14 protein-coding genes are annotated in these 16,001 nt (G+C 35.7%); 4 read left to right on the forward strand and 10 right to left on the reverse strand.

Going from position 1 to position 16,001, the window contains the following annotated elements; translation table 11 throughout:
- Positions 1–69 precede the first annotated feature (69 nt).
- Together FFL34_RS07015 and FFL34_RS07025 are read right to left on the reverse strand one after the other, a co-directional pair.
- Positions 70–2,016 carry an MORN repeat-containing protein gene (locus FFL34_RS07015; RefSeq protein ID WP_138602739.1) on the reverse strand — a complete coding sequence of 649 codons (1,947 nt, stop codon included), beginning with the start codon at positions 2,014–2,016 and terminating at the stop codon, positions 70–72.
- 626 nt (positions 2,017–2,642) lie between these two features.
- Complete coding sequence (locus FFL34_RS07025) at positions 2,643–3,323, reverse strand: hypothetical protein (RefSeq protein WP_138602741.1); 681 nt, start codon at positions 3,321–3,323, stop codon at positions 2,643–2,645.
- Positions 3,324–3,731: 408 nt separating this feature from the next.
- On the opposite strand from FFL34_RS07025, the gene FFL34_RS07030 reads away from it, so the two are divergent.
- Positions 3,732–4,571 (forward strand): hypothetical protein, encoded by an 840-nt coding sequence (locus FFL34_RS07030; RefSeq protein WP_138602743.1) that lies wholly within the window; start codon positions 3,732–3,734, stop codon positions 4,569–4,571.
- A gap of 504 nt (positions 4,572–5,075) precedes the next feature.
- Here FFL34_RS07030 and FFL34_RS07035 read toward each other — a convergent pair.
- The 4 genes from FFL34_RS07035 to FFL34_RS07055 all read right to left on the reverse strand — a co-directional run bounded on the left by FFL34_RS07035 (position 5,076) and on the right by FFL34_RS07055 (position 9,362).
- Positions 5,076–5,807: a uracil-DNA glycosylase family protein gene (locus tag FFL34_RS07035; protein WP_138602745.1), complete on the reverse strand. Its 732-nt coding sequence runs from the start codon at positions 5,805–5,807 to the stop codon at positions 5,076–5,078.
- Between the two features lie 1,233 nt (positions 5,808–7,040).
- Positions 7,041–7,619 (reverse strand): HNH endonuclease, encoded by a 579-nt coding sequence (locus FFL34_RS07045; protein WP_234031451.1) that lies wholly within the window; start codon positions 7,617–7,619, stop codon positions 7,041–7,043.
- A 78-nt stretch (positions 7,620–7,697) separates the two neighbouring features.
- On the reverse strand, positions 7,698–8,693 hold the full coding sequence (locus FFL34_RS07050) for a hypothetical protein (RefSeq protein WP_138602749.1): 996 nt from the start codon (positions 8,691–8,693) through the stop codon (positions 7,698–7,700).
- Positions 8,694–8,933: 240 nt separating this feature from the next.
- On the reverse strand, positions 8,934–9,362 hold the full coding sequence (locus tag FFL34_RS07055; RefSeq protein WP_138602751.1) for a DUF6998 domain-containing protein: 429 nt from the start codon (positions 9,360–9,362) through the stop codon (positions 8,934–8,936).
- 243 nt (positions 9,363–9,605) lie between these two features.
- Between FFL34_RS07055 and FFL34_RS18785 the strand changes: the two genes are divergently transcribed.
- The 3 genes from FFL34_RS18785 to FFL34_RS07065 all read left to right on the forward strand — a co-directional run bounded on the left by FFL34_RS18785 (position 9,606) and on the right by FFL34_RS07065 (position 11,574).
- Positions 9,606–9,734 (forward strand): hypothetical protein, encoded by a 129-nt coding sequence (locus FFL34_RS18785; protein WP_267900361.1) that lies wholly within the window; start codon positions 9,606–9,608, stop codon positions 9,732–9,734.
- Positions 9,735–9,929: 195 nt separating this feature from the next.
- Positions 9,930–10,235 carry a hypothetical protein gene (locus tag FFL34_RS07060; RefSeq protein ID WP_138602753.1) on the forward strand — a complete coding sequence of 102 codons (306 nt, stop codon included), beginning with the start codon at positions 9,930–9,932 and terminating at the stop codon, positions 10,233–10,235.
- A gap of 370 nt (positions 10,236–10,605) precedes the next feature.
- Positions 10,606–11,574 carry a hypothetical protein gene (locus FFL34_RS07065; RefSeq protein WP_138602755.1) on the forward strand — a complete coding sequence of 323 codons (969 nt, stop codon included), beginning with the start codon at positions 10,606–10,608 and terminating at the stop codon, positions 11,572–11,574.
- Between the two features lie 387 nt (positions 11,575–11,961).
- On the opposite strand, the gene FFL34_RS07075 is transcribed toward FFL34_RS07065, so the two are convergent.
- The 4 genes from FFL34_RS07075 to FFL34_RS07090 form a co-directional block, all read right to left on the reverse strand.
- Positions 11,962–12,630, reverse strand: a complete 669-nt coding sequence (locus FFL34_RS07075; protein WP_138602757.1) for a hypothetical protein — start codon at positions 12,628–12,630, stop codon at positions 11,962–11,964.
- Positions 12,631–13,293: 663 nt separating this feature from the next.
- The gene (locus FFL34_RS07080; RefSeq protein WP_138602759.1) at positions 13,294–13,791 is read right to left on the reverse strand and encodes a hypothetical protein; all 498 of its coding nucleotides are present in this window, start codon (positions 13,789–13,791) and stop codon (positions 13,294–13,296) included.
- Positions 13,767–14,888: an Ig-like domain-containing protein gene (locus FFL34_RS07085; RefSeq protein WP_171046309.1), complete on the reverse strand. Its 1,122-nt coding sequence runs from the start codon at positions 14,886–14,888 to the stop codon at positions 13,767–13,769. Before FFL34_RS07085 ends, FFL34_RS07080 begins: the two co-directional genes overlap by 25 nt.
- 264 nt (positions 14,889–15,152) lie before the next feature.
- Entirely contained in the window at positions 15,153–15,992 is an 840-nt protein-coding gene (locus FFL34_RS07090) for a tyrosine-type recombinase/integrase (RefSeq protein ID WP_138602763.1), read from the reverse strand.
- Positions 15,993–16,001 lie beyond the last annotated feature (9 nt).

The following is a 16,001-nucleotide window of genomic DNA, read 5'->3' on the forward strand; positions in this document are numbered from 1 at the left end:
GGGATGGCTGGCAAGGCTCTTTTTTTATGGCGTCGCTTATGTATTTTTACGCCGCCGAACTATGTACTTTTATTCTGCCATATACACCTGTATGTTAAAATGGTCTTCCTTATTATATTCCTCACATATAACAGAAATATTTACATCAAATTTCCCGGTTTTTGTCGGTACCAGTAAATACTCCGAATTAAATTTACTTTGCCTTGTATGCAAAAGCTCAGCGCAATAGACACTGATTTTATTTTCGTTTAAATCTGTCCAATAATTTTGGTTTGTTGAAGAAACAAAATCCCATAAATGCAAGTTATTCTTTGGTGAATAAGGGGGAGAAAACATCGCCATGCCCATTGCTCCAATTGAGCCTACAGCTGAGTGCAAATTGTCATTTCTTAACGCTTTAGACCAAGCTTTATCAAGAGGACTACGGGGTAGGCTAGGCATTCCTGGCTCTTCCAAATTTTCCTTTGATTCTTTTAAAATAATTAGTTCATCCGGGAAGTCCAATTCAATATGAACATTATTCGCTTTGTGATTACCATCATTAATAACAGAAAGGTCTATTTCTACACCAAACGCTTTTGCGTATTCATAAATTTCTAGTTCTCTATTGTAAGCCTCAATCTTTTCAATCGTTTCTGGTAACTTTGCGTTATACGTTTCAATTTCATCGGATGATATATATTTCATAAGATTTTGCGGTATTTCGTCTTGAACTACTTTTTCTGGTATCGGTAATCTATCTATTTCTATAGCAGAATTAAACTCAAGCTCTACTTCATCCGTTTCATTTATTTCAATGTCAATATTAGGAGTCTCATCATCTTCATGTAAATAATGTCCAAACCATTCCACAGAACCATATTTACTTTCATAAGTCGCTTTGACTTCTCCAATAGGCGCAGCGGAATCTATTATTAGATTTCCTTCTTTAACTATTAAATTTACTACACCATAATCTCCAAAGTCTTTTATCAAAACGGCTTCATTCCCATGAAATTGTTCATTTATTTGAGTAATTGGATTATCTATTAGCTCACCGTCACTATATACTAAAACATCATAAATTTTACCGTCCCACAATTCTCCGCTTTTCCAAATTCCTTCTTTAGAGATATACTGATAGTTGCCATTATCATTTAAAAACTCAGTTCCTTGTCCATGTTTTTTATAATCCTTCCATTCGCCTTCATATAAGATAGTTCTTTCATCATATAATCTTGCCCATCCCTCACGAATACCTTTATTATCTAAAAAAGCATAACAAACTTTCTCAGCATCATGATTATAAACAATTGCTTTTCCATCTACATCATATTCAATGATAGTGTCGCCTGATTGAGAGAAGTATTGATATTTCCCTTCACTCTCCGACGCGTAATCAAATTTACGTAAAATCGAAAGCAATTGTTCATTCATTACTTCAAAAGCATCTTTTGGCTTTTCTACAACATATCTATATTGAACATAAGGAGGAATCATAATATAAGAAATTAGTTTATTTATGTGTATTCGTATATCTCCTACTTCTCCTTCTTTCTCATACTCGACCAAAGTCTCTAACTCTTTTAAAATGTTATTTAGAAACCGAATATCTTCTTCTTTAATTCCATCGATTTCCGTTAAGGCTTCAAAATGCTTTTCTGAAATGCGTATAAAGCGGTAGTCTTGATTTTCATGTAAATCCAGTCTAGACAGTTCATGAACTTCTTTTAGTGATGCGACTAATGTTGAAAATAAAGAATCTCTAGCTTGCCTTTTCCATTCCATTTCCTTCATTTTCTCGGCTTGTTTTTGCATCCAGTAAATTGCTAGCGCAACTAATGTTGTGGCTTCAATTGAAAGTATCGTTAGATAGGTTGACTTATCAATTGCAAAGTAGTAAAGAAATTCCTTTCCATTCTCGCTTTGTACTATTGAGGTAACCCAGTTATACGCTGCATTAAATACAAGTGGTAATAGAAACGACCCAATTATAATTACAATAGATAATAATATACTTTTAATCCATTTAATCAATCCTCTTTCACCCCCCTACTAATTCGTCAAATGTACGTTTACAAATAATTTTAGCATAAATGGAGCAGTTATATTGGGTTTTGGTTTGAATATAGTGACCACTATTTGTTTGGATGAGATTTCGAGAGGCGAAAGAAATCATTCCCTATTTAACAAATGAAATAAAAAGGAAGCGGTAAGAAATACTGGCACAGGGTTCTCATAAATAATTAAGTGGAAGAAGGAGAATAGTTGAGAAATTTAAACAATAGCAAATAATACTGTCCATTTTGTGGAGCAGACCTACAGGGAGATCCAATTCCTAAAGAAAAACAACATCTTTACGGTGCCACCCACTTTTCCAGAAAAATTGGTATTTCCGGTATGGAAGAGGACTACATAATCAGATGGCAATGCCCGGATTGTGGGCGGCAATGGGAGTGATTTTAGAGCATCGCCTCCCTCTATAAATAAAATGACTTTCTCCCAAATGCTAGTTTTACTTAGAATTTCATTAAGATTTGATTGAAGCTATCTCATGGATGTTAAGACAAACCCTTAATATCTAAGTTTTCCGATGTAATGTACTTTTATTTTATTCTGCCATATACACATTCGGGGAGTGACAGGCAACCAACCTACTTAAATCACCACAACTTATCCAGCTTGCCATGTACCAATTTCCATGTCCCCTTGATCTCTTGAACATTATAAACGTATTGATATCGATGACTGGTTTGTTCCCATCCTTCTTGAGTTGTAATGGTGCCTGCTAATGTTACTTCTTGCTCATTAGAAATGGCATTGATTTCATCAAGGTTATTGATCACATTTACATAACCTTCTTCAAAAGTGTCATACGGATGCCTAGTTTGCCATTCAGTAATCCAACAGTTATAGGCTGGCATGTATGAGCGGGTATTAATGTCATTAAAATAGTCAACTAGCATCGTCTTGGCTTCTATTTCATCAGTCGTATCATAGGGACTTATAAAACTTTCAGCAATATTGATATTTCTAGATTGATCTGAGGAAGTGACATCAATACCATCTATAGCCTCTGATTGATCTAGGGAAGGAAATTCGAACGTATTATATTCAGAATCGGGACGGCGTTTTGTACCTATTTCACCCGTATAGGGGTTAATGTTCCCGAATGTTGAAAAGTTATTATAAAACAAACCATCAGGATCACTGCGATAATGAGGTTCTACATATGTCCCATCGTCTCTAAAGTATCCATCAACATAAACGTCTGCATACGCACTTGAGGTACTACACAGCATTATGAATATCAAAGCCGTAAATATCCATCTACTTTTTCTCAATTGATCACATTCGTCCTTTGCTATAGTTCTCGTATTAATACAATAACATTTTAATAAAAAAATTCCCATCAATACTACGAGGCAAGACAGTTCTCCCTAATCTATCTTATTGCTCATTATAGATACATCCGCTTTATCATTCCACCGGTTATAATTGCTTCCCAAAATAAAAGCATCTTGATTGAAATATTTTTCACGAACATATCGTAATACTTTCTCACGATCTTCTTTATTGATCCATCTGATCATTTCCGTTCGTTTTTTTCGAATTCATTATAATTACTATTTAGCAAATGAAAAGTCTGAACATTTCCCTTGACACATGCACCATCACTTGTTATAAAGAGGGATTGTTTATGGTATTCAATAAAATACGGGTGGTGACAGGCACCTAAGGAGGAGTCTGACATGCGAAAACAAGCCGTCGTTGCTGTTATTTCGGCTATTATCTTTTTCTGCGGCTCTCTTGCCGCTTGTTCTTCGGAAGGAAAAGATGCGTCCAAGGATTCAACGGAACAAGAAACGACATCCAATCATAATGAAGACCAAGAACAACAGAATAAGGAAGATGAGTCTGGGAATGAAAAGGAACATGATACAAGCAGCGATTTAGATCAACCTGAGTCATCTGCAAGCGACAGTTCCCAGTCTGCAAATGCACAGCAACTCAGAGATCAGCTAAAGATGGGAGAAGCAGCGATAAAACTCCCGACTTCTTTCCCCGAACAAGAAGATGACGCTGTCAAAGGAGACATCTCTACCAATAAAGAACAAACATACACTGTTAATTATCAAAATGAAGACAAAGCACCATTGGCAGAGATGTCGGCTACGCAATATGACAACTCGGATCAATCCATTGCCAAAATAGAAAAGTTCCGAGATGGAAAACAAACAAAGCCTCGTGAAGAAGCAAGTGTTGACCTCGGACACGGCATCAACGGTTATATAGAAGGAGCGGCTGGTAATCTTTATTTAAGCTGGGAAGAAGGCAATTGGCTGATTGTTATTCATTCCCTCAACCAAGACCAGCTGGATCAACCGGCCATCGCACGACAAATGGTAGATTATCTGGAAAAATACACGCTTCCGGCCCCAGATGAGAAAGGATGTATTGTCGTCGATTATAAACAAGGAGGCAATGACGTCACGGTTGATATCCGCTGGCAGGAAGGCGCAAACGTCTATCAACTAAAAACAGAGCAGGTGCCGTTAAATGCTCTGCAAATGGCAACATCAATAGAATAAATGTTTTAACTGGAAGTTACAGATTTGAGCGTCAGCCACTGCCTCTTCATTCGACAAACCCCGAGGCGTGACAGGCACTCCTAAAAGTGGTGCCTGTCCCTTTTTCAAAAAAGGAAGCAGAAGAACCGTCCCTATGCTTCATTCCAGATTATAATGCCACGTCTGACTCTGACTTTTATGGCGGCTGAAATTAACTATAAAGCGAGAGATTGCCGATTATCCGCAGTCTCTCGCTATTTTTATGAACTGCAAGCCCTGTCATATGCTACCGAATACATCTGTTTTCAATTTGAGATGAGTTGAAATTAAACCGCCAGTCAAGATTGTTGTTCCCGGATACATCTTTATATTTTGTCTTTATTTGTATTTATACCTGCCCGATCCTTTAAATAATCTTCGAGTTTCCCCTTTAATACTAAATACACCTTCAATTAAAATAATCACTTTATAACAAGAACATTAGGCATGTTCCAAACCATCATGTAAAATGATTGATGGATCGAGTCATTGATTATAGGGTCCCCTAAACTTTAATTGTTTTAAGATGACTTCAATCGGTGTTTTCCGGTGAAACTCCCTTTCTTCCGGCTTTAATGTGTTCAGGTACTGGGGATGATAAGTACGGATGGCGATTCTTGATAGCGATGGATGAGAACAGTGAGCAATATTCCTCTTGTTAAATGCCTCTACTTCTCGAAACTCGACACCCGGAAGATATGTCTCAAGGACAGTATCATAACCCGGTCCCGTAAGAAAAATCACAACGTCTGGTTTTAGAATCCTTAACTCTTCCTTAAAAACACAGAAATCCCTTTTGGTGATCTCTTGTGTTGCCTTGTTTGGCTTGCCTCTCTTTCCGCTTCTGCCAATCTTATAGATATTATTCCATGTGACAGACACTGAGGCATTTGGGAGTTCTTCTTCAATTTGAGAGATCCACTTTCTCATAAACTTCCAAAATAATGTCTTTTTGGCTTTGGTATCTTTATTCCAAAACGTTTCGTAGAAGTCTTGAAGACCTTTCACATGATAGTGGCCAAATGTACCTTCCCAATCATTCGTTTCTTTCCCGACGAACATTATTTTGATATCTGCTTCCTGATAAGCCACTTCATCTGTAAGCTTTAAAAGTAGCGGATGCGTCGGTCTTTTACTTTTCGGAAGTGCCTTTATAGAGTTTCTAAGGTCATCCCAATGTTGTTGGTATAGATGATACAAATGCTTGTTATAACTCATCAGTGTCCCCTCCCAGTAATATATGAGAAACCACTATTAATACAAACGGAAGAAGATGGATAAGGTTCCTTCATAGCGTATTGGTTAGATATTAGGATGAAGCGGAGAAATCATTTATACAAGAAAATAAAGTTAATAGTGAAAGGATTGTTTAGTCCTTGGAAGGAGCAGCCAAAAATGAAAAGGCAAACTCTGCTTATTCTTTGCTGGTTCGGATTTTTGGAAACGAAATGAAAAGGAAGCGAGAGAAAGTGTTGATTAAAATTTCAGATTAACACATTTAAAGAGCAGCCACAGTATGTTGTCCTTTTTCTATATTTATAAAAAAAGAAGAAAAAGAAAAACCCTGCAGAGATTGCTCTCCACAGGACTTCCTCAATGTCAAGAACAATCGTTCAACATATTCTGGGTCATGACAAAGCCACCTCAGCTAATTTAAAATGTCGCTCATTCGAGTATTTAGAAACGAAAAGGAAGCAGGGGAAGTCTTGATTAAAGCTATGGATTAACATTTTTCAAGTCCATTTCTTGCCCATTTTTCTTCTTTTACAAAAATAAAGCAAAAAGAAAAGCCCTGCAGAGATTACTCTCCACAGAGCCTTTCAAAAGCCGAGAACATTCGTTCGACATATTTCGGGTGGTGACAGGCACCCAAGCCCAAAATATTAGCCAAGAACTGAACGAGTTAATCCTTGCCTATCAAAAGGCTATTACCGCCAAAAGTGAGACTGATTATACGTATGAGGAAAAGCATCTTTTAAATTTAGTCTAACATTTTCTTCTATGATTCTTGTTCAAGACAAGGGTAAGTGTCAAAAAGGCCAAATATCGCATAGCAAGGTTCATATTCCGAAGATGTATTAATCAGGGTTTAGCTGATTGTAGAGAATGTCTCTTCAGGGGCCATTTTTTTCATATCAGGAAGACAATATACAGATGAAAAGGATGGGGTAAATGAGAAGACTTAATGATAGCAAAGAAGTTTGCCCTTTTTGCGGAGCGGATCTGCAGGGAGAATCGATACCCAAGGAAATACAACTAGTATGGCGCGACTCATTTTACTAGAAAAATCGGCATTTCAAGTATTGAAGAAGATCGTATTGTAAAATGGCAATGTCCTGATTGTAGTCAGAAAGGGAGCGGGGATAAAAAGAGACCTGTAGAGATTTCTCTCTCCACAGAACTCTTCTATCACCTTTATCGTTTTAAAGCGATTGGGTCTGAACCTGATATTTAACTTGGTTGTTGTAATCTGAGCTTGATGATTTCTAAGTATTCTTTATACCTCTTGTCGGCTTTCTCACTATTACATTCTTCACAGGAGCAAACACAATTTCTCGGTGTACTTAATCCGCCTTTCGACTTAGAAATCATATGATCAATCGTGTCACCGTAGAAACCGCAGTAATGGCATGTATAGCCATCACGTTCCAAAATAAACGCCTTTAACGTTTTTCTGTTGAAAAAATGATGAATTAATGTGCTATGAAAAATTCCAGCTGCTCCTTCTTCCACCAACTTCTTAGCTTTGTCATAGCTTACGGTATTTTCAAATTTATAATTACTTGAATCCCGGCCGCGAATGGTAATTTCTTTAGACGCATCTAATACAGACGTATCAAAGCTATATTCTTGTTTAGGTCCAAGAATTTTTTCATACTTACGATCTTTGCAATCCCAACAGTAAGATTTTCTTTTCGTTCGATTACTCATTCTCCCACCTCTTGTTGGGAAGTTTTTCAGATATTTATAGTCATCACATATTTTACACTTCTTATAGAGCCTACAAGCATCACCGATACTGACACCCACTTTTATCGCCTCCAACATGATCACTATAGCAGCCATCATTTGCCCCCGAAATTCATGCCTCAAAGCTTTGATTTCAAATTAGCCCTTGGCCATTGTCCAAATATGAGGTTCCTTGGTGGCTCTCTTTTGTAGCTTCAACATTGATTTATCAATATTTCCGCAAGCCTTACTAATCATATATGAACGAAATTCAAAACCTCTTTTTGATAACTTTTCATCATCAATTAATTTAACCAATTCATACCGAGTGTCGGTCACCTCAAAGTATTCATTAAAAATATGACGATCATAGAAAACGGCTTTCTCTATAACGGACTCCAGCTGTTCAGGATCTTTATCATAAATGTCCGGGTTATATTTCTTTTCAACATAATACATTACTTCTGTCTTCAAAAAATTGTATAGCTCTGGATAATCCGTTATCGATTCATCATCAATTAATTCCTGATCTCCCATTCCTTCCCCCTCCAAATTGCATTTATTATCCTCTTTGGCTTTACCATCGCACGATTCATCATGTCTTTGGCTAATTAAACTCATATATTCGGGAAGTAAACCAACCCATATGATTTTAACTATTTCATCATAGTTGTACAGAATATCATCTATCTCATTAATTTCTGTCCTGTAAAGATAGTCTCTATTATTTAACGCTTCCCTAAGTATTGGGATAATTTCACCTAGCTGCCGAAAAGTAGCATATACTCGTCCATCTCCTAACGTAACATCTGATTCATACTCAGAGTTAACTTCCATAATTGAACTTTGATGAATTTCATACCCAGCAACACATCTAAAATATTTTCTTATTTCACGTTGCCGTTTAGTATTGAAACGATAGTTATTATAAAGCTCTGACATAATTGCAATTAAAAGTGAAGCCGTTATACCAGTCAAGATTGATAATGAGATCTCATACACTTTTAAGTTTTCATCCATGTTCATAATAGTAACAACTAGCACAATGCACGTTAAAACCAAGAATAAAAAACTAAATGCCACAGGTGTTATTGGTCGGAACAAAAAAGCAACACTATACCTTAAATTTTTAAGCCAAATTTTTACCTTCACCATTTTTAGCGACCTTTCATATTTTTATCCTTTTGTATTGCTATCTCTTTCAGTCTAATCATTCATCCAAATCCCCCAAATTTGTAATTGGAATCACTCCTACAGTTGTCGTAGAGGAAAAGTCAATTTTTCATTATGTGATAATAACGTTTTTAAATATGTTTTCATGATTTTCACTTCTCTTCCTAAAATATTATTGCAATACACATCAAGAAGTAGCAAAATATTAGGAATAGCAAATGCTTATAAAGCTATTACATCATAATCCATTTTACTTAATTTTTCTTTACCACAACAATAACCTGACTTTTGCCTAAAGTTTTCTTTCACATATTCGCTGTTAATTTCATAAATATGAAACTTATTGTAGTGCTGATCATTCCTTAACAAACTGCTTGGACCCACTACCAATAAAACTAAATCATATTCGTCGGGATCTCCAAAATATTCATTTGTTCTTTTGGCGGAGTTATGAAATTTAATTTGATACTTTTTTCCACCCTTTATTCCATCATACCCTTTTTGTCTTCCAGATTGGCATAGCTCGATACCATACTTCTGTTGGCAAATATACTCACCTATATCCCCTAAATACTTATCTGATCTCACGACACCTTTTTCTCTTAGTTCCTTAACAGACTTAAAGAAACTTATTATGGCATCTTTCTCCATTACTATCACCCCAATTATATTATAACTTATTTAAACACTTTCTGATTGTGATGAACTAATTACTTTCTAACAATTCATGCTTTGTTCTAAAAATAAAAAAGCCTTCAGATATTTCTCTCCACAAGACTTGCCTATTAACCTATCATTCTTTCAACAAACAATGACATATATCTAAGAGTGACAGCACTAAGGAAAATCTTGTTATAATCTGTATAAGAGAGGTTGAAAGGGTGGAGGCTAATCGTGAGTAAAATAAAATCTTTTATTAAAAGAAAAGTTTTTTTACTAGATGATTTAAATGAAGCAAATAGTTATTTAAAGTATATCGGAAGCGCATTTGTCATTTTAGGAATATTGTATTTTTTTGGATGAGTTGATTTAACTAATTTAACAATTATTTCATTTTCTTTTGCAGGAATACTATTTGTTTTTAGTGATTTTATTGAACTAGCAATTTTAGAAGCAAACGAGAAGGTAAATAAACCATTATTAAAGATAGGGTTATTAAAAATAATTAAACGTATAGTCATCCTTTTTGCAGTTCTTTCGTTAATCCTAGTTCCGTTTTTGAAATTTGAGTTTTTAACTGAATTAAGTAGTGTTATTAGCACAGCTTTCACCTTCTCGGCAATTGGTTTAACGATTTTAAGATTAGGTTTAAATTATGACAAAAAGTTATTGGACTTTTATGTTGAAGTGGCTACTGAAGTAACTAATGTATTTAATGAATTAGAAAATGAACAAAAGGAAAAGAGGAATTTAGAAGAAATCATTAAAAATCTAGAAGATAGACAAGCTGTATTGGAGTCTAAGATAGCGACTTTAGAAAAGAAAGATGATAATGTTGTTAGTAGTGATAATAGACTAGAATAGGGAAAGTGCTTGTGGTCAATTCCCAATCAGCAGCAGCTACTACTAATCATTAAACTCTTGTTTTAATACGGCACTATTTGTAAATGTAGCTGACAGCCCCTCAACTACTCATTCTTTGAAGCAGTGGGGGGGGGCTGAAACCTTTACTTGGAACAAGGAACCTGTCCACGTGTCCCTCCTAATCAGATGGCAATGTTCTCAATGTGAACGGGAATGTAGCGAAGTGAAAGGGGGGGCATAGCAGCGACTTCTGCCATTTTCTAATATTTTTAACAATTATAAACGTATTGAGTATTCTAGTTAGTAGAAAGAGGAAGATCCAAGTACTTGCGAAGCACACCTTCTAATTATTCTAAAACGGGGTGATATTTTGACAGTAAACAAGCTAGATATATATACGATGATTAGTAAACTCATGGAAGATTATGATCAATTTGAATCACTTTATATTACATTTAAGATTCCGTTTTCTCTCAAGTGGATTGGCCCAGTTGATGTAAAAGTAAATAATGTGGATGTTAAAATAAATTTAAATAACCATTTTAAAAGTGAAGAAGAACAAAGAAAAACAAGTGGAGAATATATAATAGCGGGAAATGCGGAATTAATTAGGGAAAGACATGGATTACTATCCTATACTGAACTCAGCGTCACTTTCAACACTTTTAATAGTGATTATGATTACGTAGAATTATCAATTGCCTCTATAAATAAATTATTAGATGTTTATAAAATTTATAATCCAGAAGAATATCACATTCAAAATATCAAAAAAGATGATTTGTTAGATGGTATTCAATATAGTTGCCTTTTTCAAAATAGAAGGCCAATAAGCGGTTTCCTGTCCTTTCGTGGAATTACTTCTCGAACAGAGAGGATACAAGTTCCTAAAAAGGCTAGTGATTATCTTTCATCCAATAAATCTTACTCGTACTGGAAGTTAGCATTAGCTAACGCAAAAAGTAGATTTTACCTTGAAGATTATCCCATGACGATTGTTGAGGCCAATATTGCATTAGAAAGCTTTATTTATGAACATATTTATGAACGATTAAAAACTAGGTGGAGAAAAAAGGATATCGATAACTTTCTTTGCAAATTCAATGGAAAACGTCATCCAAGTATACATAGAGTAATTAAAAAAATGTACATTGAAGTTCCTTTACCAAATATGAAAAGTTATAAAATGCTAGATAAACAAATAAACAAGATAACGGAGTACAGAAACCACATTGTTCATGGAAACAGACCTCCGTTAATTTCTAAAGAATATGCAAAAGAAGCATTGGATACTCTTGAACATTTAATTGAAGAATCTATATCATCTTGTGTATATTGATTTCATTATTCAATTACATCCGCAATTATGCGGTGAAGAAAATGAGAAAATTAAACGATAGTAAAGAATACTGCCCTTACTGCGGTACTGATTTACAAGGAGACCCAATTCCTGAAGAACAGCAGCATCTGTACGGAGCCACACTTTACCAGAAAAATTGGTATTTCCGGTATAGAAAAAGATTGTATTGTGAAATGGCAGTGTCCGGATTGTGAAGGGGAATGGCAGCGGGAGTGATGGGAGGACATAGCTCGACCTTTTTCTATTTTTCGATATTTATAAGAATAGAAGGAAAAAAGCCCAACGGAGATTTTACTCTCCACAGGACTTGCGCTATATGTTATGACTTTGCTTGACCGTACGGTCTGACCTCGCGGTATCCAATCCTTAATTAGACTTGTAATAATATCGATATTCCCCTTGCTTATCAATACTCTTAGCAGATTCCAGCATCAATTCCTTCATTCTTCTGTCATCTATTTGCTCTCCCTTTTCTGCCTCTTCCTTGACTCTGGCCCATTCGGATTTCAAGATTACTTGCTGATGAAAGGTCATTTCCTCAACCAACTTTTCATATTCATCTTTTAAATATACTTTTCCTGCTGAATCTGTGAGCTGATCAATCAGATCATTTCCAATATCCAATAGCCTCTTTACAGGTCTTTCCGTAGGGTTTAAGTATAGTTCTATGAGATTCAATATATACACTAATTCTGAAATACAATTGTTAAAATCACCCCTATCGATTGGCTGGTTTAACTTCTCTCTGTTTCGCATTCGCGAAGTTACAAAAAGCTGTTTATTAAAAGTGGCGAAGCTCTCTCTTAATTTGTTTATCCAGACGACGCGCTCGGCACTAATTGTATCGATAAATCGTCTCTCTTTCTGCATCCTACTATCCAATTTACCAATCTCATAAGCAACCTCATTTGATTTATTAGAAGCATTTTTAGAGAAAATTGCTGAACAAACAGCTGCAATAGCTGCAATCACAGCAGCAAGAACAGTGGCTATGCTCTTAGAATTCCAAGTAATTGCCATATACAAAAAGTCCAAAATATCATCCTCCACTTTTATGTGGTTACTTAATATATATCGGCTATCCTTCTCCAATTCTTAATATAATTCTGTCGATGCCCGGAATCAAACACTAATCTTTCCCGCTACTTTGTTTTTCATATGAAGGACTCATTACATAAATACATATTCAAAGAATATACATGAGTGATTGACACAAAAAAAGATGGAAGTACTAATACACTAAAATAAAATAAGAGAAAAAGAAAAGCCCTGCAGAGATTTCTCTCCACAGGACTCCCTTCTTGTCAAGAACAATCGTTCGACATATTTCGGGGAGTGACAGGCAACAAACCTGACAAACCTGATTTTTTTCTCCAAAAACAATATCTTCTGGTTGTTGATATGCTTGTGATATAAATGTAGTTCTTTCGTGTGAAGTCATCTTATTAATCAATTCTTGATACCATCCACCTAGTTGGACCTTATGCATCTCCTTTTGTTCTATGTTTATTTGGTCCTAAACAAGTCTAACAAAATTAGGAGATTGCGTGTTTTTTTATTTAGAATATTTCTAGTACCCCAACAAATATTATAGAGCCTAGAAAAAAGACCCCATGAATATAACTTGGAGTTAAATCATGAGGTCTAATTTTACGTCTTTCACTAGATTGCTAGTTTATGAAGTAACGTTTTGTTTAATTAGCTTCCAACAGGAATATCTACTGTAATAACTTGTGTTGCTACTGGGTTAGTTTCTCCAACAGGAGTAACTTTAAGAACAATGTTACCTTTATCCCCAGCTTCTAAGTCTAAACCATCAGTATAAGTGGTATCATTAGTTGTAAAGTCTAGGGCTAAAGAGATATCTGCAAGTTTAATATCATCACCATCATTATTATTAAACTCAGCTTCTTCAGAACCACTTTCAACGTATAAAACCTTGTCGTCTAAGTCTAATTTTACGTCTTCAGAAGATCCAGAAAGTGTTGCTCCCACTACTGCACCACTTTCTACAGTAAATGCATCACTTAATACAAATTCTTGAGCAGTAGAAGTTCCATCAGTAGTTGAAATTTCTTCTACTTCTTTCAACTCAAGACTTGAAAGTGATGGTGTAGAATCATTTACTGTTACTTCTACTGAGTCTACTTTAACAGAACCATAGTAAATTTCTACAGATGCAGTACCTTCACCCACAGCATTAACATCAATTGATTCTTTGCCAGCGCATTATCATTGTCAGACACACCAACAGATACTATATTAGAATCTGATGATTTTACTGAATATGCATCAGTAGTTTCAGAATCTTTAAATGTTTTAGGCCCTACTAAATAACCATCTGCATTATAACCATTATATTGAAGAGTCAATGTTTGGTCATCTGCACCTGCATAACTATCAAGAGTTAAATCTTTACCACTTGAAAGTTCCAATTTATGTGTAGCTGCAGTGTTATCATCAGAAACCGTAACGTTAACTGTTGCAACAACAGTGTCATTACGTTTAACTTCAATGTCCCCGCTACCAACTTTATCAGTAGAAGCTTCGATAGCAAATGCAAATTTACCATCTTTGTCTGTAACTACTCCTGATTCAGATTGATCATCTGGTTTAAGTGGCTCTGCGATTACTTCATCGTCAGCATTTAATGCAGAAGAAACAGTTAAATCACCATCAGTGTTATCAACAAAGTATGGATCGCCATATTGGTCAGTTGCTTGACCAGTGAGACCTTTGCGAGTTTGTCCATTTACTAATTTAACTTCATCTTCACTAAAAGTAGCATTAGTTAACTCACGTGCCTCTGTTTCTACAGTAATCGTGAATGTCTGGGTAACATCACCTTTAGTTATAGTGATGTCTGTAGTACCGGATGATTGAGCTGTAATGTGACCATTAGAATTAACAGTTGCAACAGCTGGGTTTGATGAAGAGAAGTCAGCATCAGTAATTGCTTTTTCTGTATCACCGTTTAGGTTTGTACCCTCTAATTCATCAACAATTGCAGTTTCACCAACCACTAATGTGTTGCTAGTTAATACTGGGTCTGCTGCCTGATCATCAGTTCCAGTAGTTACATCATCAGAATCATTTGAATCTAGGCGTAAAGTATATGAAGTGATATCAGTAAATGTTGCTGACTTATTAACAACTTTAACATCAGCTAGTGAAGATTCCACACTAGCATCATCTTTTGAAATTACAACTTTATAAGAGAATTCATCACCATTTTCAATTGAACTCTCATCTAATTCACCAGAAGCACTAGTTAAGCCTGTAGAATCAAACACATCTGATGTGGCTTGGAATTCAACTGTGTAGCCAGCATCTGTTAATTCATTAACAGTTACCTCTTCGCCACCATTAATTGTTAACCCAAGAACTTGTTGATCTGTAATAGCATCAACTGTAGCGTTAGTCGCACCTACGTTCTAAACTTTAAACATCAAAAAAGTGGTTTAATCCCTTGGCATACAAGGAATCAAACCACTTTGAAGAGCGTTTGTTAATTACTGTTAACAGTGTTTATTTAAATAAAAATAACTCTTTGAAATCTACATCCATTCGTCATACAATTGTTTTTGGGCATCTGCATACAAGTTCACATAGACCTGAGTATTTTCCGGATTTTCATGCCCGAGTAATACCTGGATTGATGATAATGCCATTCCTTTCTGAGCTAAATTAGCTGCAAAAGTGTGCCGCAACGTGTGAACGGTTAAATAAAATCCCAGTTCCTTACGGTAATTCTCAAACCAATGCTGAATCGTACGTGGCTGAAGCGGTCTTGTTCCCAGGGTGTTCGCGAAAAGATACGGAAGATCATCATCGCGCGTTTGTAAGTAGCTATTAAGATGCTCAGCACAATCTTTTGTAAATAAAATCACCCGTTCCCGCTTATTCTTTCCTTCCGGAATGATCATCATGCGTTCTGACCAGTATACATTTTCTAATTTCATGTTCGTTAGCTCTCTTAATCGAACCCCTGTTGTTAAAAACGTTTCAATCACAGCTCTTTGTATGAGATTCCCCCTGACAAGATTACGTAATTGAACAAGCCGTTCTTGTGTTAAATAATGAGGCGTCGGCTCCGCTTTTTTGGGTAGTAATATATCGTCGGCTGGATTACGTTGTACAAGTTTTTCTTCCTGACAATAGCTAAAGAACGTTTTCAAGGCAGCGATTTTCGCATGAATCGTGCTTGGCATATAGGCATTTCTATTTAAACGCTGTTGCCAATCCCGGACATCCTTCCTCGTAATGTTATCAAAGTCTTTGTTACAAAAACTCAAAAATTGTTGGATAGCATTTTGGTACTTAATCAATGTATTGTTTTCAAGCCGGAAGTGATACTCGTCTATAAATTGTTTAATTCTATTTTTTGCAGTTATCATAATTCTTCT

The organism is Lentibacillus cibarius (assembly GCF_005887555.1).
Taxonomy (GTDB): domain Bacteria; phylum Bacillota; class Bacilli; order Bacillales; family Amphibacillaceae; genus Lentibacillus; species Lentibacillus cibarius.

What these genes read in the sequence shown, in the direction of transcription:
- FFL34_RS07030 (WP_138602743.1), top strand. Translation starts at nt 3,732, where the DNA reads ATGCGAAAACAAGCCGTCGTTGCTGTTATTTCGGCTATTATCTTTTTC.
- FFL34_RS07035 (WP_138602745.1), bottom strand. Translation starts at nt 5,807, where the DNA reads ATGAGTTATAACAAGCATTTGTATCATCTATACCAACAACATTGGGAT.
- FFL34_RS07050 (WP_138602749.1), bottom strand. Translation starts at nt 8,693, where the DNA reads ATGGTGAAGGTAAAAATTTGGCTTAAAAATTTAAGGTATAGTGTTGCT.
- FFL34_RS07055 (WP_138602751.1), bottom strand. Translation starts at nt 9,362, where the DNA reads ATGGAGAAAGATGCCATAATAAGTTTCTTTAAGTCTGTTAAGGAACTA.
- FFL34_RS07090 (WP_138602763.1), bottom strand. Translation starts at nt 15,992, where the DNA reads ATGATAACTGCAAAAAATAGAATTAAACAATTTATAGACGAGTATCAC.